The organism is Bradyrhizobium sp. USDA 326, assembly GCF_049739485.1.
Lineage (GTDB): Bacteria > Pseudomonadota > Alphaproteobacteria > Rhizobiales > Xanthobacteraceae > Bradyrhizobium.
Genome location: NZ_JBMGQA010000001.1, coordinates 2,178,233 through 2,201,692 on the forward strand (window position 1 = coordinate 2,178,233; position 23,460 = coordinate 2,201,692).

Annotated in this window: 20 protein-coding genes and 1 pseudogene; 16 read left to right on the plus strand and 5 right to left on the minus strand. The window is 65.5% G+C overall.

Annotated features, from left to right (window positions below; genetic code table 11):
* Positions 1-39: 39 nt before the first annotated feature.
* Positions 40-1,239 carry an acyl-CoA dehydrogenase family protein gene (locus tag ABIG06_RS10450; RefSeq protein WP_370136196.1) on the minus strand — a complete coding sequence of 400 codons (1,200 nt, stop codon included), beginning with the start codon at positions 1,237-1,239 and terminating at the stop codon, positions 40-42.
* A 136-nt stretch (positions 1,240-1,375) separates the two neighbouring features.
* Here ABIG06_RS10450 and ABIG06_RS10455 point away from each other — a divergent pair, with 136 nt between their 5' ends.
* Positions 1,376-1,921 (plus strand): carboxymuconolactone decarboxylase family protein, encoded by a 546-nt coding sequence (locus ABIG06_RS10455; protein WP_370136197.1) that lies wholly within the window; start codon positions 1,376-1,378, stop codon positions 1,919-1,921.
* 89 nt (positions 1,922-2,010) lie between these two features.
* Complete coding sequence (locus ABIG06_RS10460) at positions 2,011-2,505, plus strand: VOC family protein (protein ID WP_370136200.1); 495 nt, start codon at positions 2,011-2,013, stop codon at positions 2,503-2,505.
* Positions 2,506-2,626: 121 nt separating this feature from the next.
* Here the strand turns inward: ABIG06_RS10460 and ABIG06_RS10465 are convergent, their stop codons facing one another.
* Positions 2,627-3,865: an MFS transporter gene (locus tag ABIG06_RS10465; RefSeq protein WP_370136203.1), complete on the minus strand. Its 1,239-nt coding sequence runs from the start codon at positions 3,863-3,865 to the stop codon at positions 2,627-2,629.
* A 141-nt stretch (positions 3,866-4,006) separates the two neighbouring features.
* Positions 4,007-5,254 carry an MFS transporter gene (locus tag ABIG06_RS10470; RefSeq protein ID WP_370136205.1) on the minus strand — a complete coding sequence of 416 codons (1,248 nt, stop codon included), beginning with the start codon at positions 5,252-5,254 and terminating at the stop codon, positions 4,007-4,009.
* Positions 5,255-5,461: 207 nt separating this feature from the next.
* Between ABIG06_RS10470 and ABIG06_RS10475 the strand changes: the two genes are divergently transcribed.
* A complete protein-coding gene (locus ABIG06_RS10475) occupies positions 5,462-7,528 on the plus strand; it encodes a prolyl oligopeptidase family serine peptidase (protein WP_370136207.1) in 2,067 nt (688 codons plus the stop codon).
* 116 nt (positions 7,529-7,644) lie between these two features.
* Here the strand turns inward: ABIG06_RS10475 and ABIG06_RS10480 are convergent, their stop codons facing one another.
* A complete protein-coding gene (locus ABIG06_RS10480; protein ID WP_370136209.1) occupies positions 7,645-8,319 on the minus strand; it encodes a DUF938 domain-containing protein in 675 nt (224 codons plus the stop codon).
* A gap of 233 nt (positions 8,320-8,552) precedes the next feature.
* Between ABIG06_RS10480 and soxX the strand changes: the two genes are divergently transcribed.
* The 10 genes and pseudogenes from soxX to ABIG06_RS10530 all read left to right on the plus strand — a co-directional run bounded on the left by soxX (position 8,553) and on the right by ABIG06_RS10530 (position 17,700).
* A complete protein-coding gene (gene soxX / locus ABIG06_RS10485) occupies positions 8,553-8,909 on the plus strand; it encodes a sulfur oxidation c-type cytochrome SoxX (protein WP_370136211.1) in 357 nt (118 codons plus the stop codon).
* 25 nt (positions 8,910-8,934) lie between these two features.
* Entirely contained in the window at positions 8,935-9,426 is a 492-nt protein-coding gene (soxY, locus tag ABIG06_RS10490; RefSeq protein ID WP_370136214.1) for a thiosulfate oxidation carrier protein SoxY, read from the plus strand.
* 15 nt (positions 9,427-9,441) lie between these two features.
* Entirely contained in the window at positions 9,442-9,753 is a 312-nt protein-coding gene (gene soxZ / locus ABIG06_RS10495) for a thiosulfate oxidation carrier complex protein SoxZ (protein WP_124160308.1), read from the plus strand.
* Entirely contained in the window at positions 9,753-10,616 is an 864-nt protein-coding gene (soxA, locus tag ABIG06_RS10500) for a sulfur oxidation c-type cytochrome SoxA (RefSeq protein ID WP_370136216.1), read from the plus strand. The genes soxZ and soxA overlap by 1 nt, the downstream gene beginning before the upstream one ends.
* Positions 10,613-10,918, plus strand: coding sequence for a hypothetical protein (locus tag ABIG06_RS10505; RefSeq protein ID WP_370136218.1), 306 nt, complete (start codon positions 10,613-10,615; stop codon positions 10,916-10,918). The genes soxA and ABIG06_RS10505 overlap by 4 nt, the downstream gene beginning before the upstream one ends.
* Positions 10,919-10,972: 54 nt before the next feature.
* Positions 10,973-12,724 carry a thiosulfohydrolase SoxB gene (gene soxB / locus ABIG06_RS10510; RefSeq protein WP_370136220.1) on the plus strand — a complete coding sequence of 584 codons (1,752 nt, stop codon included), beginning with the start codon at positions 10,973-10,975 and terminating at the stop codon, positions 12,722-12,724.
* A gap of 312 nt (positions 12,725-13,036) precedes the next feature.
* Positions 13,037-14,075, plus strand: a pseudogene (locus tag ABIG06_RS10515) (MBL fold metallo-hydrolase).
* 104 nt (positions 14,076-14,179) lie between these two features.
* Positions 14,180-14,359 carry a hypothetical protein gene (locus ABIG06_RS10520; RefSeq protein WP_199751484.1) on the plus strand — a complete coding sequence of 60 codons (180 nt, stop codon included), beginning with the start codon at positions 14,180-14,182 and terminating at the stop codon, positions 14,357-14,359.
* Positions 14,360-14,547: 188 nt separating this feature from the next.
* A complete protein-coding gene (locus ABIG06_RS10525) occupies positions 14,548-15,759 on the plus strand; it encodes an MFS transporter (protein WP_370136223.1) in 1,212 nt (403 codons plus the stop codon).
* A 225-nt stretch (positions 15,760-15,984) separates the two neighbouring features.
* Positions 15,985-17,700 carry an N-acyl-D-amino-acid deacylase family protein gene (locus ABIG06_RS10530; protein ID WP_370136225.1) on the plus strand — a complete coding sequence of 572 codons (1,716 nt, stop codon included), beginning with the start codon at positions 15,985-15,987 and terminating at the stop codon, positions 17,698-17,700.
* Positions 17,701-17,792: 92 nt separating this feature from the next.
* Here the strand turns inward: ABIG06_RS10530 and ABIG06_RS10535 are convergent, their stop codons facing one another.
* Positions 17,793-19,130, minus strand: coding sequence for an MFS transporter (locus tag ABIG06_RS10535; RefSeq protein ID WP_370136227.1), 1,338 nt, complete (start codon positions 19,128-19,130; stop codon positions 17,793-17,795).
* A 144-nt stretch (positions 19,131-19,274) separates the two neighbouring features.
* Here ABIG06_RS10535 and ABIG06_RS10540 point away from each other — a divergent pair, with 144 nt between their 5' ends.
* The 3 genes from ABIG06_RS10540 to ABIG06_RS10550 are packed head-to-tail and all read left to right on the plus strand — an operon-like array spanning position 19,275 to position 23,459.
* The gene (locus ABIG06_RS10540) at positions 19,275-19,928 is read left to right on the plus strand and encodes an ABC transporter ATP-binding protein (protein ID WP_370136230.1); all 654 of its coding nucleotides are present in this window, start codon (positions 19,275-19,277) and stop codon (positions 19,926-19,928) included.
* Positions 19,925-22,387, plus strand: coding sequence for an ABC transporter permease (locus ABIG06_RS10545; protein WP_370136233.1), 2,463 nt, complete (start codon positions 19,925-19,927; stop codon positions 22,385-22,387). Before ABIG06_RS10540 ends, ABIG06_RS10545 begins: the two co-directional genes overlap by 4 nt.
* Positions 22,377-23,459 (plus strand): lipocalin-like domain-containing protein, encoded by a 1,083-nt coding sequence (locus ABIG06_RS10550; protein ID WP_370136235.1) that lies wholly within the window; start codon positions 22,377-22,379, stop codon positions 23,457-23,459. Before ABIG06_RS10545 ends, ABIG06_RS10550 begins: the two co-directional genes overlap by 11 nt.
* Position 23,460 lies beyond the last annotated feature (1 nt).

The following is a 23,460-nucleotide window of genomic DNA, read 5'->3' on the forward strand; positions in this document are numbered from 1 at the left end:
TTCCGGGGCACGCTTCGCGCGCCCCGGAACGACGGTGGCTCACGCCCCCGGCAGATCCAGGATGCGCTTGGCGACGATGCCGAGCATGACCTCGGACGTGCCGCCCTCGATCGAGTTGGCCTTGGTGCGCAGCCAGGCGCGCGGGCGCGCGCCCTGCCTGGAGCGCTCGCTCTCCCATTCCAGCGCGTCGACGCCGCCGGCCGACATCAGGATCTCGTGACGGCGCTTGTTGAGCTCGGTGCCGTAATATTTCATCGCCGAGGAGAACGCCGGATGCGCCTGCCCGGCCTTGGCGAGATCGACCGCACGCTCGGCGCAGGCCGCGAGCGCGGCCTCGTCGACGTCGAACGTCGCGATCTTGCCGCGCAGCATGGCATCGTCCAGCCTGCCTTGCCCATCGGTGCCGACGGAGTCCGCCGCGATCTGGCCGAGCGGCCGGCCGACACCCCGCTCGCCCATGCCTGAGATCATCGCGCGCTCGTGCTGGAGCAGATATTTTGCGACGTCCCAGCCGCGGTTGATGGTGCCGACCACGTGCGACTTCGGCACCCGGACATTGTCGAAGAAGGTCTCGCAGAACGGCGAGTAGCCGGAGATCAGCAGGATCGGCTTGGTCGAGACGCCCTTCGAGGTCATGTCGAACAGGATGAAGCTGATGCCGTCATGCTTCTTCGCGGCGGGATCGGTGCGGACCAGGCAGAAGATCCAGTCGGCGTAATTGGCGTAGGAGGTCCAGATCTTCTGGCCGTTGATGATGAAGTCGTCGCCGTCGCTCTCGGCGCGGGTCTGGAGCGAGGCGAGATCGGAGCCGGCGTTCGGTTCGGAATAGCCCTGGCACCATCGGATCTCACCCGCCGCGATCTTCGGCAGATGCTCCTTCTTCTGGGCGTCGTTGCCGTACTTCAAGAGCGCCGGCCCGAGCATCCAGATGCCGAAGCTCGACAGCGGCGGCCGCGCGCCGATCCGCGCCATCTCGGCGCGCAGCACCTTGTGCTCGGCCGCGCTCAAGCCGCCGCCGCCATATTCCTTCGGCCAGTCCGGCACGGTCCAGCCCTTGTCGCGCATGCGCTCGAACCAGATGCGCTGCGGCTCGGACGAGAATTTTGCGTTACGCCCGCCCCAGAACACGTCGGCATCCGACGTCGCGGGCTTGCGCATTTCCGGCGGGCAATTGGCTTCCAGCCAGGCGCGCGTCTCGTTGCGGAAAATCTCGAGATCGGCGGTCTCAGTGTCGCTCATGGTCGTTTCCATTAATCAAAATCGACTTGTTGGGCACGACTCTGGGCCAAGCCCCCGCGGAATTCAACCACTTCCGCAACTCGCAGTCGGCTATAGTCGCCCTGCGGCGAGGCTTGAAAACAAAGAGGAAACGACAATGCGCCTGAAACTTCTTTCGCCTGGCGAAATGAACGAGAGCCAGCGGCAGACCTATGACGAATCGATTGCGGGAAAGCGCGGCAAGCCGCCTGCGCCGATGATGGCCTGGCTGGGCAGCCCGGAGATGGCACGTCACGCGACGCGGCTCGGCGAGGTCATGCGGTTCGACACGATCTTCCCGGCAAAGCTCTCGGAGATCGCGATCCTGGTGACGGCGCGGCACTGGACCGCGCATTACGAATGGTACGCGCACAAGCGCCTCGCGCTCGCCGGCGGCATGAAGCCCGAGATCATCGAGGCGATCCGCGACCGCCGCACGCCCGACTTCGACGATCCCAAGGGCAGGATGATCTACGACGTCGCGAAGTCGCTGCATGAAGGCCACGGCGTCGAGAGGGGGCTCTATGATGACGCGGTAAAGCTGCTCGGCGAACGCGGCGTCGTGGAGGTGATCGGACTGTGCGGCTACTACACGCTGGTGTCGATGACGCTCAACACGTTCGAGTTCGGCCTGCCGGAAGGCGAGGTGTCGGAGCTGGCCTAGCTTCCTATCTGGAAACGATGGGTTTCGAGATGAGCAATGGCGCTGTCCCGAGCCCCGCCCTATGTGCAGCTCAGCAACGGAGCATTCCCATGTCGCAGAACCAAGCGATTGCCGCCGGCACCAGGATCGGCCACGTCCATCTCAAGGTCGCCGATCTCGATCGCGCGCTCGGCTTCTATTGCGGCGTGCTCGGCTTCGAGCTGATGCAGCGCATGGGCTCGGGCGCGGCCTTCATCTCGGCCGGCGGCTACCACCACCACATCGGGCTCAACACCTGGGAGAGCAAGGGCGGCTCGCCGCCGCCGCCTGATGCGACCGGGCTGTTTCACACCGCGATCCTCTATCCAACGCGCGCCGCGCTGGCGGACGCGCTGCATCGGGTGCTCACGGCCGGCATTGCGCTGGATGGCGCCAGCGATCACGGCGTCAGCGAGGCGCTGTATTTGCGCGATCCCGACCAGAACGGCGTAGAGCTGTACTGGGACAAGCCGAGGGAGCAATGGCCGTTCGGGCCGGACGGGAAGCTGGCGATGTTCACCAAGCGGCTGGATGTGGAGGCGTTGTTGAAGCAGCGCGAGGCGTGAGCTCCGCTCCCTCCCCGTCATTGCGAGCGCAGCGAAGCAATCCAGAATCTTTCCGCGGAGGCAGTCCGGATTGCTTCGCTGCGCTGGCAATGACGGAGTATGTTGGAGCGCCATCGCGCGTCTATGTCATCTTCGCCCGTGGCTTCCCCCGCACCATGATCAGCGCCGCCGCCACCACCTCCAGCGCGATGCAGAGATAGAACGGCAGCGCATAGCCGCCGGACCAATCGTGTAAGGCCCCGACGACGCCCGGTCCGAACGCGTAGGTCACCTGGTTGATCGCGGTATTGAGGCTGATCAACACGCCGAAAGCGGCGGAATCAAACTCCTGCTGCACGATCAGCGACGGCAAGGTGATGAGATTGCCGACCGAGAAGCCGAACACCGCGCAGGCCGCGATCAGCACATAGTCATCGTGCAGATTGATGACGACGAGAAGCGCGGCGGCCTGGCTGAGGAACGACAGCGCGGACGCAAGGCGCTGATCGAGGCGGTCGATCACCATCGAGAACAGCACGCGGCCGACCACGGCCATCGCCGTCAACACAGCGACGGCGACCGCAGCGCGCTCGCGACCGATGACGGGATCGAGGAACGAGATCAGATGCACGATGAAGCCGACCTGGGCGAACAGTACCAGGGCGAAGGCGATCGTCACCGTGAGGAAGCCGACGTCACGCAGGGCCCATGCGCGGATCTGCGTCGAGGATTGCGGTTTGACCCTCGCCGTTGCGTGCCGGTCGTGAAGGTCGGGCGGGCGGCCGACGAGAAGCAGGATGACCGGCAACAGCAGCACCAGCATGGCGCCGGCAGCGGCATACATCGCGCCGGCAAAGCCGATGTGGCCGATCAGCATCACCAGCAGCGGCACGCCGACGATGCCGCCGAAGCTTGCGCCGTTCAGCGCCAGGCTGATCGCCATGCCGCGCTTGCGGTCGAACCACAGGCTGATCGTGTTGGTGATCATGGCGAGACTGGTGCCGGCCCAGCCAAAGGCGAGCACGGCATCGGCGAGATAGAGCTGCCAGGGCTCGCGCACCGTGCCGATCGCGACCGCGGCGGCCGCCATCGCCAGCGTGCCCGCAATCAGGCAGAGGCGCGGGCCGTATTTCCGCACGGCTTCGCCGACGAAGACGACGAGCAGCGCGCCGAACAGATAGAAGAACGTCGTCCCTGCGGAGATCAGCGTGGTCGGCCAGCCCCGCGCGCGCTGGAGCTCGGCGACGTAGACGCTCTGGCCATAGAAGCCGAGCCCCCAGCCGAAGGTCGCGAGCAGGAAGCAGACCGCGACGATGCGCCAGCCTTCGTAGCGGAGAGAGGATTCGCCGATGGGGGTTGCGTGGCGGGGACTGTCGAGCATTAGCGCTTCTCCTTCGTGTCCCCCGCGGGCGCCCTGCGTCACGCCCGTCTGTTGATGACGAGCATCATGTAACAACCGGCCTTTCGAAATTCACTTCGACGGCGGTCGAAGCATCAACGCTGCTGACAGCCTACCGCCAATCTAAACCGCATCCGGGAACTCGCCCATGGCCGCCTCCAGACGCGCCTTGCGGCGGCGGGCCCATGAGACCAGCGAGAGGACGACGAGGCCGAAAACAACAGGCGGGAACACCACCAGGTTCACCGCCGACCAGCCGTAATTGGCGAGCAACTGGCCCGAGGAGAACGAGCCGATCGCCATCATGCCGAACACCAGGAAATCGTTGAAGGCCTGCACCTTGTTGCGCTCCTGCGGCCGGTGCGTCTCCAGCACCAGCGCGGAGGCACCGATGAAGGAGAAATTCCAGCCGACGCCCAGCACAATCAGGGTGGCCCAGAAATGCATGGCGGTGAGGCCGGAGAGGCCTATACCGGCGGCGCCGGCTTCCAGCAGCAGGCCGGCGGCCACGATTCTGGGTGCACCGAAGCGGGCGATCAGCGCGCCCGTGAAGAAGCTCGGCCCGTACATGGCGACGATGTGCCATTGAATGCCGAAATTGGAATCGGAGACGGACAGGCCGCACAGCTTCATGGCGAGCGGCGCCGAGGTCATCACCAGATTCATCATGGGATAGGAGATCACGCCGCACAGCGCCGCCGCGATGAAGCGCGGCTGGGTCACGATGGTGAGCAGCGGCCGCACGCCGTGCAGATCGGCCGGCGCGGGCTTCGGCATGTCGACGCCGGCGACGATGCCCATGGCGACCAGCGCCACCGCGGCCTGCACCAGAAAGCTGAAGGCGAACAGATAGGGCTGCCAGACATCCATGGTCCATTGCACGAGCTGTGGACCGAGCACGCCGGCGAACACGCCGCCCGCCATCACCCAGGACACTGCCTTCGGGCGATAGTCCGCGCTGGCGCCGTCGGCGGCGGCGAAGCGATAGGACTGCGCCACGGCGCCGTAGAGGCCGCCCAGGAAGGTCGCGACACAGAACAGTGCGAAGGAGCCGTGCAGGATCGCGACCGAGCCGAGCAGGCCGGTGAGCGTGCCGAGGCCGGTGCCGATGATGAAAGCCACGCGGCGACCGAAGCGGCGCGAGATCGCGCCGGTGGGCAGCGTACCGGCAGCGAGGCCCACCACATACATCGAGATCGGCACGGTCGCGAACGACATGTCGGGCGCGAGGGTGGCGCCGACGATCGCGCCGGTGGCGAAGATGACGGCCGAGTTGGCGCCGGTCAGCGCCTGCGCGGCGGCGAGGCGGATAACATTGGCACGCGCGCGGGCATCGTCGGCGATCTCATTGACAGCAGTTACGTCCAGCATCGGCACTTCCGCCCCAAGGGGCTTTTTGGGCTTTCAAGGGGCCTCGTTGATTCCTGGCACTATGGAGCGGCGCGGAATGGCAGACAACCGGCGCAAACGGGCGCAGGCCATGCCTCTGACGCAATCGGACCGATGATAGCGGGCCGCGCCCTTGACGGCTTGCGCTCGATCAAATCCTATCCGCCGCGAATTTTTGGAGTTTCGTTCATGTCCGTCGACGACAGGCCCACGATCAGTGCTCCCGACGACGATCCCTGGCTGTGGCTCGAGGAGATCGAGGGCACGCAGGCGCTCGATTTCGTGGAGCGGCAGAACAGCCTGACGCTCGCCGCGTTCGGTGGAGCGGCCTTCGCGCGCGACCGCGATATCCTCGCGGCGATCTACGACCGGCCGGACAACATTCCCTATGTCAGCCGGCGCGGCAACGAGCTCCACAACCTCTGGAAGGACGCCAGCAACCCGCGCGGCCTGTGGCGGCGCACGACGCTGGCGGAATTTCGCAAAGCCGATCCGGCATGGGAGACCATGCTGGATATCGACCAGCTCGCGAGAAGCGAAGGCGAGGACTGGCTGCTCGGCCGGATCGCCACGATGCCGGGAAGCTCGCGGGCGATCATGAGCCTGTCGCGCGGCGGCAGCGACGCCGTCACCCTGCGGGAATTCGACCTCGTCACCAAGAGCTTCGTGGCGGACGGCTTCACGCTGCCGGAGGCCAAGGGCAGCGTCGACTGGCTCGATGCCGACACGCTGCTGCTGTCGAGCGCCCATGGCGAGGGCATGGCGACGAGCTCGGGATATGCGCGGACGGTTCGTCTGTGGCGGCGAGGCCAGCCTGTCGATCAGGCGCAGGTGATCATCGAGACCGCAGCCGATCACATGACGATCTATGGCAGTGCCGACCACACCGGTGCAGCGCCGCGGGTCTGGATCGTCGACCAGATCGACTTCTTCAACCACGCGATCCGGCTGCGCGATGCGGCGGGCACGACGACGAAGCTCGATTTGCCGACCGGCATCTGGATGCAGGCGCATGGCGACTGGTTCGCGATGAAGCTGCGCAAGGACTGGACGGTCGCAGGCCAGACCTATGTCACCGATACCGTGCTCGGCATCTCGCTTTCGGCATTCCTGGAGGGCCGCCGCGATTTCGCCGTGCTGTTCGAGCCGGCACCGCGGCGCGCGCTGCAGGGTTTGTTCTGGGCCGCCGGCAAGCTGGTCCTGTCGATCCTCGACGAGCTCAGACCGCGCTTCGAGATCTGCACGCCATCCGCGACGGGCTGGAGCCGCGAGACGCTTGGCGGCCTGCCGGGGATCGGCGTCGTCGACGTCTGGCCGCTCGATCGCCATGCCTCCGAAAGCAATGGCGACCTGCTCGCCAATGTGCAGGACCCGCTCACGCCGCCGTCGCTGCTCTTGATCGCGCGCGGCGTTGCCAGTCCGTCCGTGCTGAAGCGGGCGCCGAAGACGTTCACTGCCGAAGGCCTCGTGGTGACGCAGCACGAGGCGGTCTCGATCGACGGCGAGCGTATTCCCTACGTGCAGACCGGGCCCGCCGGCGAGACCGGCGATGCGCCGGTCTACATGAGCGCCTATGGCGGCTTCGGACTTGCCGTGAAGCCGTACTACAACGCCTCGCTCGGCAAGCTGTGGCTGGAGCGCGGCGGCACGACGGTGCAGGCAAACTTGCGCGGCGGTGGCGAGTTCGGCACGCGCTGGCACGATGCCGGACGGTTGGCCGGCAAGAAGCTTTCGCATGACGATTTCGCCGCGGTGGCCGCCGATCTGGTCCGGCGCGGCGTGACGCAGCCGAAGCGCATCGCGGCGCAGGGCGGATCGAACGGCGGCATCCTCATCACCAACATGCTGGTGCGTTACCCCGAGCGCTTCGGCGCGCTGTTCTGCACCATCCCGCTGATCGACATGCGCCGCTACACGAAGCTGCTCGCGGGCGCGAGCTGGATCGCGGAATATGGCGACCCCGACAAGCCCGAAGAATGGGAGTGGCTGAAGACTTACTCGGCCTATCACAACGTGAAGGCCGGCCAGGCCTATCCGCCGATCCTGATCGCGACCACGCGGCGCGACGACCGCGTTCATCCCGGCCATGCCCGCAAGATGGCCGCAAAGCTCCAGGCGATGGGCTTTGAAGCCTGGTTCTACGAGCCGGCCGCCGGCGGCCATGGCTACGGCAAGGACAACAAGGAGCGCGCTGGCTTCGAGGTGCTCGGCTTCAGGTTTCTGAAGGAGAGGATCGGGTGGAAGGATGAAGGCTAGAGTTGGGTGCGCCGATGTTTCTGATCGTCATGGCCGGGCTTGACCCGGCCATCCACGCCTTGCCTTGGTGCCCGAAGAACGTGGAAGCCCGGGACAAGCCCGGGCGTGACGACCTCCTAGCCCCTCGCGAACACCAGCGTGAGATTATTCGCGGGCATCTCGATGGTATCGACGAGGCGAAGACCCGCTCCACGTGCGAGACTCTCGACGTCGACGATGTCGCGCACGCCCCATTCGGGATTGCCTTCGCGCAAGGAGGTGTCGAACACCGCATTGCTGAGCGCGGTGTGCTTGCCGTCACGCTTGAAGGGGCCGTAGAGGAACAGCTTGCCGTCGGCGCGCAGATAGCGGCCGGCGCCGGCGAACAGGCCTTTGGCCACGGCCCAGGGCGCGATGTGAATGACATTGGCGCAGAACACGGCCGCAAGACTCGTCGGCCCCTGCCCGCCCTTCATCTCCGGACACCAGTCGGGATCGGTGAGATCGATCCGCAGGGGTGAGCGGATGTTCGGCAGGCCCGCATGCACGCGCCAGGCTTCGATGCTCTTGAGATGGCGCTGGTTGAGGTCGCTCGGCCACCAGATCAGATCGGGCGTGTGGCGGGCGAAATGAACCACGTGCTGGCCAGTTCCACTGCCGAGTTCCACCACGTTGCCGGTGCAGCCCGCGAGATGCTTTTCTAGCGCCGCCCAGATCGGTTCGTGATTGCGATGGAAGGCCGGCGCATCGAGCCGGCCATCCGGCTCGACCCGCCCGCCATCCCTGCCAAATTCGACGACATATTCAGCCAAGTGACGTCCCCAAAATGTTAAACAGAAAACGCTGGAGTGAGGGCCAAAACGCCCCCGAGAATAATTTGCTAATCGCAGTCGATCTGATGAACGAACTATCTCATCGGTTGCAATGCGGAGGATATTAACTCCATTTTGCCGCCTGCATAGTCTTGATTGTCAGGCGATGTCCTTTGTGCTTTTGAAGCCATTCCGCAAACGAGATCATCGAGATAACGCTCCGGGACGATGCCTTGACCGCCTTTCCTTGCAAGCCCGTCCTGCTGGTTGCTCTGGCCCTGCTCGTCGGCGCGGCTGTTGCCCCGGCGGGGGCGCAGTCCACCGTGACCGAGGGCCAGAAGCTCGCCTTCGACCGCGCCAAGGGCAATTGCCTGACCTGCCACGTCATCAAGGGCGGCGACCTGCCGGGAACGATCGGTCCGGAGCTGAAGGACATCAAATCAAGATACCCTGATCGCAGCGAGCTGGTCGCGATCATCTTCGACGAAACCAAGCGCAACCCGCAGACCATGATGCCGCCGTTCGGTCGAAACCGGATTTTGACCGAACAGGAGATCAACGCGATCGTTGATTTCCTGCAGACCCTGTAACGGCCGGCTGCCCAGGAGACTTGAGATGACCGCGACCACCGGCTTCGATCCGACACGGCGCCTGATCCTTCAGGGTGCAGCCAGTGTCGCGCTGCTCGGCCTCGGCAATCTGCCGTTCGGCGCCGCTCCCGCGCGCGCCGCGGCCAACGACAAATATCCGGAAGAGGCGTTCAAGCAGAAGAACGAGGTGGACGCGATCAAGGCGCTCTATGGCAAGACCGCGGAGCCGTCCGACAAGGTCAAGCTCGACGCGCCGGAGATCGCCGAGAACGGCGGCGTGGTGCCGATCTCGGTGACGACGTCACTCGACAAGGTGACCTCGATCTCGTTTTTCGTGGCCGAGAACCCGAACGCGCTCGCGGCAAGCTACAAGATTCCCGACGGCACGATCCCTGCCGTCGCCAACCGGCTGAAGATGGCCAAGACCACCAGATTGACCGCGATCGTGGAAGCCGACGGCAAGCTCTACAGCGCGACCAAAGAGGTCAAGGTCACCGTCGGCGGTTGCGGCGGTTAAGCGAGGCAGTTCGACATGGCATCCAGCATTCGCGTGCGCGCGACATCCAACGGCGACATCACCGAGGTGCAGACGCTGATCCAGCACCCCATGGACACCGGCCTGGTCAAGGATTCCAAGGGCGAGCCGATTCCGGCGCACTTCATCCAGGAGCTGAAGTTCGAATGTAACGGCAAGGACGTCTTCGTCGCCAATTGGGGCACTGCGGTCTCCAAGGACCCCTACGTCAAGTTCAGCTTCAAGGGCGCCAAGAAGGGCGACGAGCTCAAGATCTCCTGGACCGACAACAAGGGTGCGTCGGATACGACCACCGCGAAGATCGCGTGATGAAACAGCGCGCCGCGATTCTGCTCGGCTCAGCCTTCGTCGCACTCGCGGCACTTGTTCTCGTCGCAACGCGTGTCGTCGCAGCCGACAAGGTCGATCCCGTCGCCGATGCGAAGGCGTTCCAGAACTTCTTCTTCCATAAGTTTCCGAACGTGAAGCACGAGGATTTCGTCAACGGTCCTTATTCCATGAACGAGGACATGAAGCGGCAGTGGCAGGAAAAGGAGGAATTCCCGCCCTACGAGTTCGCGCTCGATGCCGGCAAGGAGATGTTTGCGACCCCGTTCAAGAACGGCAAGACCTACGCCGACTGCTTCCCGAACGGCGGCATCGGCATCCGCCAGAACTATCCCTATTTCGACGAGAAGGAAGGCAAGGTCGTCACGCTGGAGCTTGCGCTCAACCGCTGCCGCGAGGCCAATGGCGAAGCGCCCTATTCCTACGTCAAGGACGAGATGGCCTCGCTCACCGCCTACATGGCCTACACCTCGCGCGGCAAGCCGATGGAGATCAAGATTCCCGACGATCCGCGTGCGCTGGCGGCGTACGAGAACGGCAAGCGCTATTTCTACACGCGGCGCGGCCAGCTGAATTTCTCCTGCGCCAGCTGCCATGTGCAGAGCCCGGGTGAGCGCATCCGCGCCGAGACCCTGGCACCGGCGCTCGGCATCCTCAACGCGATGCCGATCTACCGCTCCGAATGGAGCGGCATGGGCACCACCAGCCGCCGCTTCGTCACCTGCAACAGCCAGACCCGCGCGGTTCCGCTGGAGCCGCAATCGGACGAATATCGCGACGTCGAGTATTTCCTGTCCTACGTCGCCAACGGCCTGCCGATCTCGGGCCCCGGAGCACGGCCATGAAGCGGTCACTTGCTCTCGCCATGCTGCTTGTCGCGAGCCTTGCGCCATCCGCGCGCGCGGCGAACGAGGCGGACTACAAGGCGGCCTATGTCGCAGCCGAAGCCGCCTCCAAGGAGGCGGCTGGCATGCGCAATCAGTGGACTGTGACCGCATCTGCGCTGGCGGCAGCGAGGAAGGCTGCCGACGGCGGCGATTTCGACCGTGCGGTGGCCGCAGCCAGGGAGGCCGAAGCCCTGGCGAAGGCGTCGATCTTCCAGGCCACGTCCGAAAAAGAAGCCTGGAAGGCGATGGAAATCCGCTAGACTGCGCCTGAGTGGAATAGTCCGACGATCACGAGAGGCGCGGAGAATTCTTGGATGGCGATCCGCCGCCGCGATTTCCTGAAGAGTGCAGGCCTTGCCGCCGCGACGCTCGGCCTGCCGCGGCTGGCCCGCGGCACCGAGACCGCCAGCATCTACGACGTCGAGCGGTTCGGCAATGCGCGGATCCTGCACATCACCGACACGCATGCGCAGCTCAATCCGGTCTATTTCCGGGAGCCCAGCGTCAATATCGGCATCGGTGAGATGGCGGGACGGCCGCCGCATCTGGTCGGCCGCGCCTTCCTGGAGCGGTTCGGCATTCGGCCCGACAGCGCCGATGCCTATGCCTTCACCTGCTTCGAGTTCGAGAAGTCCGCAGGCCGCTTTGGCAAGCTCGGCGGCTTCGCCCACCTGAAGACGCTGGTCGATCGCTTGCGCGGCGATGTCGGCGAGAAGCGTTCGCTGCTCGTCGACGGCGGCGATCTCTGGCAGGGCACCGGGCTCGCCAACGTCATGCAGGGCCGCGACATGGTCGAAGTCGCCAATCTGCTCGGCATCGAGGCGATGACCGGGCATTGGGAATTCACCTATGGCGAGCAGGCGCTGCGCGACAATCTCGAGCGCTTCAAGGGCGAATTCCTGGCGCAGAACGTGTTCCTGACCGAGGAAGCGGCGTTCAACGACGCGCCCGCCTTCGACAAGGCCGCGGGACGCGTGTTCAAGCCATCCATGATCAAGGAGCTCGGCGGGCACCGCGTCGCGATCATCGGCCAGGCCTTCCCTTACGTTCCGATCGCGCATCCCAAACGGTTCACACCGGATTGGAGCTTCGGCATCCGCGAGGAGGAATTGCAGAAGCATGTCGACACCTTGCGCGGCACCGACAAGGTCGACGCCGTCGTCCTGCTGTCGCACAACGGCATGGATGTCGACCTCAAGCTCGCAAGCCGGGTCACCGGCATCGACGTCATCCTCGGCGGCCACACCCATGATGCCGTGCCGCAGCCGATTGCCGTGAAGAATGCGGGCGGCACGACGCTCGTCACCAATGCCGGCTCCAACGGGAAATTCCTGGCCGTGCTCGATCTTGCAGTCGACAGGGGCAAGGTCAGCGACATCCACTATCATCTGCTGCCGGTCTATTCCGAGCTGCTGAAGCCCGACCCTGCCATGGCCGAACTGATCGGCCGGCTGCGCGCGCCGCATGTGAGCGACTGGTCGGAGAAGATCGCAACGCCGGATCGCCTGCTCTACCGCCGAGACAATTTCTCCGGGCCCATCGACGAATTGATCTGCGCGGCGCTGCGTACCGAGCTCGACGCCGAGATCGCGTTGTCGCCGGGCTTCCGCTGGGGCGTCACCGCGCTGTCCGGTCAGGCGCTGACCATGGAGGATCTGCTCGCGGAAACCGCGATCACCTATCCCGAAACCTATGTGCAGGAGATGACGGGAGCCCAGATCAAGGACGTGCTGGAAGACGTCTGCGACAATCTCTTCAACGCCGACCCCTATTATCAGCAGGGCGGCGACATGGTGCGCGTCGGCGGGCTCAGCTACACCTGCACGCCGACAGCCGCGATCGGCAACCGCATCTCGGAGCTGAGGCTTGGCAGCGGCAAGGCGCTCGCTGCCAGCCACCGCTACAAGGTCGCGGGCTGGGCTTCGGTCAACGGCCAGCAAGGCGCGCCGGTGTGGGACGTCGTCGGCAAGTATCTGCGCTCGGGCCGGATGCTTCAGGAGCGGCTCGGCTCCGGCGTGACGCTGAAGGGAGTCGAAGGCAATCCAGGCATTGCGGACCAGGGATGATGCGAGCCCGGCGATCTCCCTGTCGTCCCGGTCAAGCGCGCCTCAAGCGCACGCCGATGCGGGACCCATAGCCAACAGGAGTGCTTTGGCGATGACCCGGAGTTACCGGTTACGCCCGCAACTCCTCCCTGTGGTTATGGATCCCCGCCTTGGCGGGGACGACACTGAGTTTGTGGGACCGGCTGCCCCCGCCCTGTCACCCGCCTCACAATAAAAATCTTCCAAATATTGCTATTCACACAGTGAATTGCTTCTCTTTCCGGCCCCCACCGTAGTAGAATTCTCGAAGTCAGTTCCAAGCCGGGTCCTGCCATGATCTTCCGCCAGCTTTTCGACAGCGTTTCGGGCACCTACAGTTATCTCCTCGCCAGCCGCCATGGCGGCGAGGCGCTGATCCTGGATCCCGTGCTGGAAAAGGTCGACCGCTACTGCCAATTGCTGCGCGAGCTCGACCTCAAGCTGGTGAAGGCCGTGGATACCCATCTGCATGCCGACCACGTCACCGGCCTCGGCGAACTGCGCGACCGCACGCATTGCATGACCGTGATGGGCGACCAGACCAAGGCCGATGTGGTGGCGATGCGGGTGGCCGACGGCGACAGGGTGACGATCGAGGGCTTGTCGCTCGACGTGATGTACACGCCGGGTCACACCGACGATTCCTATTCCTATCTGATGGGCGACCGCGTCTTCACCGGTGACACGCTTCTGATCCGCGGCACCGGCCGCACCGATTTCCAGAACGGCTCATCGCGCGCGCAATACGATTCGATCTTCAACCGCCTCTTGAAGCTGCCGGACGAGACGATGGTGTTCCCGGCGCATGACTACAAGGGCGATACCGTCTCCACCATCGGCGAGGAGAAGCGCTACAATCCGCGGCTCCAGGTGCGCTCGGTCGACGAATATATCGAGCTGATGGCGAACCTGAAGCTGCCCAATCCGAAGATGATGGACGTGGCGGTGCCCGCCAACATGCATGTCGGCCTGCATCAGGAGGAGCTCGAGAAAGAGGGCCGCGCGCTGAGCGCCGGGGAAGCGATCCGGATTCTCGGCCGCGCCCGACATGCTGCTTGTGGATCTGCGCGAGACCAATGAGCGGTTGAAGCACGGCATGATTGAGGGCGCGCTGCACACGCCCTATCCGTCCGTCGAGGAGAGCCTCAAGCCCGGCGGCATGCTGCGCGAGGTCGCCGCCGCCACCGGCCGCCGCGTGGTGTTCTTCTGTGCCTTCGGCGAACGCTCGGCGATGGCGGTTGCGGCCGCGAAGGAAGCCGGGCTTCTCAACACCGCCCATATCGCCGGCGGCATCGATGCCTGGAAGAAGGCGGGCGGGCCGGTCGTGCACTGAGGGCTTCGTCGCGGGCCTTGAGTGTCGCGGGCCTTGAGTTAAGTCAGGAACCGCACATATTTGGCGGGTAGATTCGGATGCAGCATCACCATCCGGGACCAGCCATGGCCAAGACCGGGAATACGACCGCCAAGCCGAGCCAGCCGCCCAAGACCGCTGACACGAAGCGGGCGGAAGACAAGGCAAAGATACCCCTGCCTCCTCTCGATGAGGACGACTACGAGGACGGCGACATCGCCACGCCGAAACGCGACCGCTACGGTCCGGACGACGAGCCGTTATGAGGTGTAACCCCAAGCTCCGCCGTCGTCCCCGCCTAGTGCGCAATTGCGCACCAGGCAGGGACGACAGCGTGGAGGCGCCTCAACGCCTCTCTCCCCGCCCGCGCTAGCTGCCATGCACCTGCGTTCATGGACAAATAACCGCTCTCCTCGATAGTTTGCGCCTCCATCGGGAGTGAAACGGAACTGCAATGGTCGACGTTCTCGCCGCACCGCAGCAAGCCAAGGCGGACAGTGCGCTGCGCACGTTGACCGGAATCTCGATCGCGCATTGGGTCAGCCATTTCCATCTGCTGGTCCTGCCGATGCTGTTCCCGTTCCTCAAGGAAAAGCTCGGCGTCGGCTATGTCGAGCTCGGCTTTGCGCTGACGACACTCGCCGTCGTCTCGGGTCTGACGCAGGCGCCGACGGGCTATCTTGTCGACCATTTCGGTGCGCGCAGGATCTTGCTGGCCGGGCTGACGCTAGGCGGCTGCGCGCTGATCCTGCTCGGGCTGCAGCTCAGCTACGCCTCGCTGATCGCCTGCGCCGTGCTGCTCGGCCTCGCCAACAGCGTCTACCATCCCGCCGATTACGCGATTCTGGCCGAGCACATGGACGAGGCGCGGATGGGCCGCGCCTTTTCGATCCACACCTTTGCCGGCTTTCTCGGCGGTGCGGTGGCGCCGGCCATCGTCGCAGCGCTCGTCACATTCTCCGGTGGAGCCGGGGCGCTGATCGCGTCCGGCGCCATTGGCGTCGCAGTGGCGCTGCTGCTGATCGTCATGAACATTCCGGACGGGGCCGGGCACAAGAAGAAGCCGGGCGGCGCGAGCGCGCCGAACCAGGCGGTGATCACGCCGGCGCTGATCACCCTGACCGCGCTGTTCATGCTGCTCAGCCTGTCGGTCGCCGGCATCAACAATTTCGGCGTGGTGGCGCTGATGAGCGGCTACGGCGCCTCTTACTCCGCCGCCAACATCGCGCTGACTGCGTTCTTGGGCGCCAGCGCCATCGGCGTGCTCGCGGGCGGCTTTCTCGCCGACCACACCGAGCGCCACGGCTATGTCGCGGCGGCCTGCTTTGCGGCGAATGCGGCAATCGTGCTGCTGATCGCGCTGGTGACGCTGCCGGGCTGGGCGCTGACCGCCACGATGGCGACCGCGGGCTTCCTCTCCGGCGTGATCGCGCCCTCGCGCGACATGCTGGTGCGCAATGCGGCGCCCGCCGGCGCTGCGGGGCGCGCCTTCGGCATCGTCTCGACCGGTTTCAATCTTGGCGGCATCGTCAGCCCGCTGCTGTTCGGCTGGATCATGGATCAGAGCGCGCCGCATTGGGTGTTCGGCGCGTCCGTGATCTTCATGCTCGCAACGGTGGTGCTGTCGCCGTTCACGGAACGGAAGCGGCAAGGTGCTGCAAATTGAGCAGTTGGTATAGCCCCGAATTCAACTGTCGTCCCGGCCTAGTCCGCAATTGCGCACGGGGCCCGTCCACCCATCACCACGGGGAGCGATTGTCGCGCGAAGCTGGTAAGTCCGAGTCTTCGTAACACCTCTCCCCCGTGGTTATGTCCCGGATCTGCGCGCGCCTTTGGCGCGCTTGTCCGGGACGACGAGAACAAACAACAACAACAACCGGGAAGAAACACCATGAGCAACCCTGATCTCGTGATCCGCGGCGGCACCGTCGCGGACGGCAGCGGCGGCGAGCTGTTCGAGGCTGATGTCGCCATCACCGACGGCAAGATCGGCGCGGTCGGGAAGGTCGCAGGCGCCGGCCGCGAAGAGATCGACGCGCGCGGCAAGCTGGTGACACCGGGCTTCGTCGACGTGCACACCCATTACGACGGGCAGGTCACCTGGAGCCAGGACATCACGCCGTCCTCGCAGAACGGCGTCACCACGGCGATCATGGGCAATTGCGGCGTCGGCTTTGCACCGTGCAAGCCTGATGACCACACTCGCCTGATTCAGCTCATGGAGGGCGTGGAGGATATTCCGGAGCCGGTGCTGAGCGCCGGCATTCCCTGGGCCTGGGAGAGCTTTCCGGATTACATGGACTGGCTCTCCAGGCGCGATTTCGACATCGATGTCGGCGCGCAACTGCCGCATGCGGCGCTGCGCGTCTACGTCATGGGCGAGCGCGGCGCGCGCCGCGATCCCTCGACCGCGGAGGACAATGCGGCGATGGCGAGGCTCGCGGGCGAGGCAGTGCGATCCGGTGCGCTCGGCTTCTCCACCTCGCGCACGCTCAATCATCGCACCTCGACCGGCGATTTCACACCGACGCTGAAAGCGGGCGAGGACGAGCTCACCGCGATTGCCGGCGCGATGCACCGGCAGGGCCGCAGCGTGCTGCAATTCGTGCTCGACCTCTCCACCATCCACGAAGACCTGCCGATGATGCTGCGGGTCGCGGACTCCACGAAATGCCCGATCTCGTTCTCGATCACGCAGAACGACAAGGCACCGCAGCGCTGGCGCCAGACGCTGGACGAGATCAATGCGGCGGCGCGGCGCGGCCTCTCCATCACCGCGCAGATCGCGGCGCGCCCCGTTGGTCTCCTGCTCGGGCTCGAGCTCTCGCGCAACCCTTTCCAGACCCATCCGAGCTACAGGGCGATCGCCCACCTGCCGCTGCAGGAACGCTTGGCGCGGCTGCGCCAGCCTGATGTGCGCAAGGCAATCCTGAGCGAGACGGCGACCGCGACCGACGATCCGCTGTTCTTCAGTCCCAACTACGACAAGATGTTCCTGCTCGGCAATCCCCCCGATTACGAGCAGCCGCCGGAGAACGCGCTGGGGGCGCAAGCGCGCAGGCAGGGCCGTCAGCCGGAAGAGCTCGCCTATGACGCCATGCTGTCGGACGAAGGCCGCGGCATGCTCTACGTGCCCTTCCTGAACTATTCCGACGGAAATCTCGATGCGACGCGCGAGATGCTGCTCGATCCGCAATCGGTGCCGGGCCTGTCCGACGGCGGCGCGCATTGCGGCATCATCTGCGACGCGAGCTTCCCGACCTATCTGCTGACGCACTGGACGCGTGACCGCAAGCGCGGCGAGAAGCTCACGATCCCGTTCGTGGTCGCGGCGCAGTCGCGCAAGACCGCGCTCTCGGTCGGCCTCACCGACCGGGGCCTGATTGCCCCCGGTTACAAGGCCGACGTCAACGTGATCGACTACGACCGCCTGCATCTGCATCCGCCGAAGGTGCATTACGATCTGCCGGTCGGCGGGCGAAGGTTGCTGCAGGATGTCGACGGCTACGAGGCGACCATCGTGTCGGGCGTGGTGACGCGGCGACACGGCGCGGCCACGGGAAAGCGGCCGGGCAAGCTGATTCGCGGCGCGCAGCGAATGAATTAGAGCGAAGGCATGAGGCGCAAACGTCGCGCCTCATTCTCAGCGTCGTCCCTGCGTTCGCAGGGACGACAGCGGAGTGTGAGGCGAGACGCCCCTTACGTCGGCGACACAGCGCGCTTCAACGGCGCGGCTTGCGGGGCGGCACCGCGCGTCAGCCTGGCCCTCTCCGTATTCGGCCAGAGCAGGAGCAGGCCGAGCAGGCCGGAGCCGACCATGATCACGGCGTTGATGGTGAAGCCGGTCAGGTAGCCATCGAGCGTGCTGCCGGCACGCTGGATCGTGGCCCCCATCACGGTCGGCGCGATGATGCCGGCGAGCGTGTAGAGCGCACCGTAAATTGCGAGAATCGCGCCACGCTGCGACGTCGGCGTGAATTCGCCGAGCATGGGCGGGCAGACGACATAGATCGCCCCGCACAGGCCCGAGCCGAACACAAGCAGCGCGATCTGGAGGCCCGCGCCCTGGACATGCGGCATCATCGCCAGGATGAGCCCGCCGACCACCAGCGGCACCGAGCCGAGAACACCGCGCGCCGCACGGGTGTTGTAGCCGCGCGCCATCATCACCTGCGAGATCCAGCCGGTGAGCATGACGATGGTGGCGCCGAACACCCAGGGCAGGATCGAGATGAAGCCGGCCTGGCTCTGCGAGAAGCCGAGCCCCTTGACGATGAACGGCGTGAACCAGGTCAGGCCAAGCGACAGCGCCCAATAGGCGCCGAAGGTTGCGGCGACGCAGCCGATGAAGGTGCGCGAGGTGAGAAGCTGCAAATAGGGGATCTTGGGCTCGGTCGCGGCCGAGACTTGCGTGTCCTCCAGCGGCCCTTCCTTGCCGAGCGTGAGCCAGGCCGCAACCCAGATCAGGCCGACGATTCCGAGCGCGCCGAAGGCATAGTGCCAGGAATGATTGACGATGATCCAGTTCAGCGCCGGCACCGCGAGGATGACGCCGAAGGCCGAACCTTGCGACAGGATCGCAGTCGGCAGCGTGCGCTTCTCGTCGGGGAACCATTTGTAGATGGCGTGCGCGGCGACCGAGAAGGCCGGGCCTTCGCCGGCGCCCAGCACGATGCGGCAGATCAGGAGCGTGGTGAAGGAAACGGTGCCGACCATCGGAAATTGCGCCAGCGCCCAGATGACAGCCAGAGCAAGCAGCACCCAGCGCGTCGGCACCTTGTTGACGATGAAGCCGACCACGATGGCGGAGATCGAGAACAGGAAGAAGAAGGAAGATCCGAGCAGGCCGAATTGCTCGGCGCTGAGCTTCATGTCGGTCATGATCGGCACGCCGGCGAGACCGACGACGATCTTGTCGGCGAAGTTCACCACCATGAAGAGAAAGAGGAGAAATGTAATGGTCCAGGCGCCCTTCGGCGTTGCCTTGGATTGCCCTACCGTCCTGCCCGCCGCTGCCGGCGTTCCCTGAGCGCTCATGAATCTCCCCGTATGTCTTTGTGGCACTTTTTTGATTTGGCCGTCTTGGAAGCTAACAACGGCTTCAAGACCAACGCAACCCGGCATTTCCGGAGCAAGTGTGCTACGCAGCAATTGTGTCAATTCCGTCCGGCGCCATTCATCGTGCTGAGCATCCGAAATCTGTCCAAGACGTTCTCCTCGGCCGGCGAGCCGGTCCATGTGCTGCGCGGCGTCGATCTCGACCTCAGGCACGGCGAGCGCGTCGCACTGACCGGCGAGTCCGGGAGCGGCAAGAGCACATTGCTGCATCTGATCGCGGGGCTCGATGCGGCCGACGGCGGCACGATCCGGCTGGAGGAGATCGAGGTCACCAAGCTGTCGGATGCGGGACGTGCCGGCTTGCGGCGGGATCGCATCGGGCTGGTCTTTCAGCAGTTCAACTTGATCCCGAGCCTCTCCGTCGCGGACAATCTCGCCTTCCAGGCGCGGATCGCCGGCCGGCATGATGCGGCCTGGATCAAGGAGCTTGTCGAGCGGCTCGGACTCGGCAGCCTGCTCAAACGTTATCCAGAGCAAATATCAGGCGGCCAGCAACAACGGGTCGCGATCGGACGGGCGCTGGCGACGAAGCCCTCGCTGCTGCTCGCGGACGAGCCGACCGGCAATCTGGACGAGACCACCGCCGAAGACGTGCTGGCGCTGGCGCGCGACCTCGTCGCGCGCACCGGCTGCGGCTTCCTGATGGTGACGCACAGCCTGCACCTGGCGGCGACCCTCGACCGTCACCTCACCCTGCATGCGGGGCGTATTGCATGATGCGTGCACTGTGGATCCTCGCCGTGCTGCTCAGCCATTGGCGGCGCCACAAGATGCAGTTCGCCACGCTGCTGATCGGGCTGATCGCGGCGACCGCGCTGTGGAGCGGCGTGCAGGCGATCAACCAGCAGGCCCGCAATGCCTACGACCGCGCCGCGGCGACGTTCGGCGGCGTGCGCACGGCGATGCTGGTGGCGCCTGATACGGCGACCTTCTCCCAGGAGTTGTTCGTAAAACTCCGCCGCGCCGGCTGGCCGGTCTCGCCGGTGCTGGAAGGGCGGGTCCAGATCAACGGACGCTCGGTGCGGCTGCTCGGCATCGAGCCGGTGACGCTGCCGGCCGATGTCGGCAACGCGCCGCGTCTGGGTGCCGCGGACCTGGGCAGCTTCGTGGCGCCGCCGGGCCAGACGCTGGTGGCGCGGGAGATGCTGGCCGACTTGCATGAGGCGGAAGGGGCGGCGCCGGCGATCAGCAATGGCGCAAAGCTGCCGCCGCTGCGCGTGCTGCCACAACTCGTGCCCGACGTGCTCGTGGTCGATATCGGCGTGGCACAGCGCCTCCTCAACAAGCCGGATCAGGTCTCGCGCCTTCTGATCGGCAGGCCGAAGGGCAAGCCGGCGCCGCTGGCGAGCGTCGTTGGCGAGCAGTTGCAACGGGTCGAGCCGGATGCGGAGACGGAGCTCGAGCGCCTCACCGACAGCTTTCATCTCAACCTCACCGCGTTCGGCCTGCTGTCGTTCTTCGTCGGCCTGTTCATCGTCAACTCGGCCGTCGGCCTCGCCTTCGAGCAGCGGCTGCCGATGCTGCGGACCTTGCGGGCCTGCGGTGCCTCGGCGCGGCTGGTCAACACGGTGCTGGTGATCGAGCTGGTGGCACTGGCGCTGATCGCCGGGCTGATCGGGCTTGCTTGCGGCTATTTCATCGCCGCCGCCCTGCTGCCCGACGTCGCCGCTTCGCTGCGCGGGCTCTATGGCGCACAGATCCCGGGGCAGCTCAGCCTGCGAGGCGAATGGTGGCTCGCCGGCATCGGCATCAGCGTCGCCGGCGCGCTGGTGGCGGCCGCAACGAGCCTGGTCAAGGCGATCAGGATGCCGGTGCTGGCAACCGCCCAGCCGCGGGCCTGGCAACAGCGGCAACGCCGCTGGCTGGTCCTGCAGAGCTGCGCGGCCTGCGCCGTGTTCGCGGTCGCGCTGCTGTTGCTGCACTACGGACAATCGCTGATCGCGGGCTTTGGCGTGCTCGCGGCCCTGATGCTAGGTGCGGCACTGATCCTGCCGGCCTTGCTCGACATCATCCTGCTCGCCGGCCAGCGCGTCGCGCGTGGCCCGCTTGCGCTGTGGTTCTGGGCGGACAGCCGGCAACAGCTTTCCGGATTGTCGCTCGCGCTGATGGCGCTGCTGCTCGCGCTCGCCGTCAATGTCGGCGTCTCGACCATGGTGGAGACCTTCAGCCGCACCTTCATCGGCTGGCTCGACGGGCGGCTTGCGGCCGACGTCTACATCAGCGCGTCCGACAATGCCCAGGGCACGGCGATCCGCAACTGGCTGAAGGAGCGCAGCGATGTTCAGGCAATCCTTCCGGGCGGACGTGCGGAAACGCAGATTCAAGGCCAGCCGGTGGAGCTGCTGGGCCTGCCTGATCACGCGCTCTATCGCGAGCGCTGGCCGCTGCTGCAAGCCGCGCCGCGCGCCTGGACCCGGCTGGTGCCGGGCAATGCCGCCTTCATCAGCGAGCAGTTGAGCCGCCGGCTGAATGTGCGCCTCGGCGACGTGATCGAAGTGCCGGCGCCGGGCGGCACCTGGGAGCTCGACATCGTCGGCATCTATGCCGACTACGGCAACCCCAAGGGGCAGCTGACCGTGAACGTCGCGGCGCTGCTGCGGCAGTTCCCGCAGACGCCGCAGACGCGGATCGGCCTGATCGTCGCAAGAGAAAATATCCCCGATCTGATCGTGGCCTTGCAGAAGCAGTTTGCGCTCGACGACCGCAGCGTCGCCGACCAGGCGACGGTGAAGGCGGAATCGATCCGCATCTTCAGGCGCACCTTCGCGGTCACCTCGGCGCTGAACGCCTTCACGCTCGGCGTCGCCGGCGTCGCGCTTCTCACGAGCCTGCTGACGCTGGCGAATTCCCGCCTGCCGCAGCTCGCGCCGCTGTGGGCGATCGGCATCACGCGGCCGCGCCTTGCCGCGATCGAGCTGACCAAGACGCTTTCGGTCGCACTGTTCACGTCCGTGCTGGCGGTGCCGCTCGGCCTCCTGGTGGCGTGGTGCCTGATTGCGATCGTCAATGTGAAGGCATTCGGCTGGCGGCTGCCGTTCCACGTGTTTCCGCTGCAATTGATTGAGCTCGTGGCGGTGGCGCTGCTTGCTTCGCTGCTTGCGGCGCTGCTGCCGGTGGCACGGCTGGCGCGGATGCAGCCGGCGACTCTCGTCAAGGTGTTTGCCAATGAGCGTTGACCGGATCTCGCGGCGCGCCTTCGCCGCCAGCATCGCCGCGCTGGTCTTCGCGCGGCGCGCCGGCGCGCAGGGCTATGCCGGGCTCGGCGAGACCGCCGACGGCTTTGCGAAGGTCACGCCGGGAAGGAGCTTCACCTTCCCCGCCGATCACGGACCGCATCCGGGGTTTCGCATCGAGTGGTGGTATCTCACGGCTAACCTCGTCGACGGCAGCGGCGCGGCTTGCGGCCTGCAATGGACGCTGTTCCGCCAGGCCGCGCAGCCGGGTCCGCAAGGCGACGGCTGGGCCGATCAGCAGGTGTGGATGGCGCATGCCGCGGTGACGCGCGCCGACACCCACCGCTTCAGCGAAACGTTTTCGCGCGGCGGCGTGGGGCAGGCCGGCGTGACGGCCAAGCCGTTCGATGCCTGGATCGACGACTGGGAGATGAAGGGCTCTGAACGCACCGATGATCGCACACTGGCACCGCTGACACTGAAGGCATCCGGCACCGATTTCGGCTATGCGCTGACACTGGAGGCGGACCGGCCGGTGGCGTTGCAGGGCAACGGCGGCTACAGCCGCAAGTCGGAACGCGGACAGGCATCCTACTATTACAGCCAGCCGTTCTATCGCGCGCGCGGCAATCTCACGATCGATGCCAGATCCGTCGATGTCACCGGCCAGGCCTGGATGGACAGGGAATGGAGCAGCCAGCCGCTCGATACCGACCAGACCGGCTGGGACTGGCTCTCACTGCATCTCGCATCCGGCGACAAGCTGATGCTGTACCGGCTGCGGCAGAAGGACGGCAAGGATTATCCGTTCGGCAACTGGATCAGCGCCACGGGCGAGACGCAGATGATTGCGGGAGGCGACATCCAGATGACGCCGAAGGCAACCGCAGACGTCGCGGGACGCAAGTTGCCGGTGGAGTGGCACATCGCAATCCCCTCGCGATCGTTCTCGATCATGTGCAAGCCGCTCAATCCAGCGGCCTGGATGGGGACCGGCTTCTCCTATTGGGAGGGACCGATCAGCTTTGCCGGGACGCATGATGGCGTTGGCTATCTCGAGTTGACGGGCTATTGAA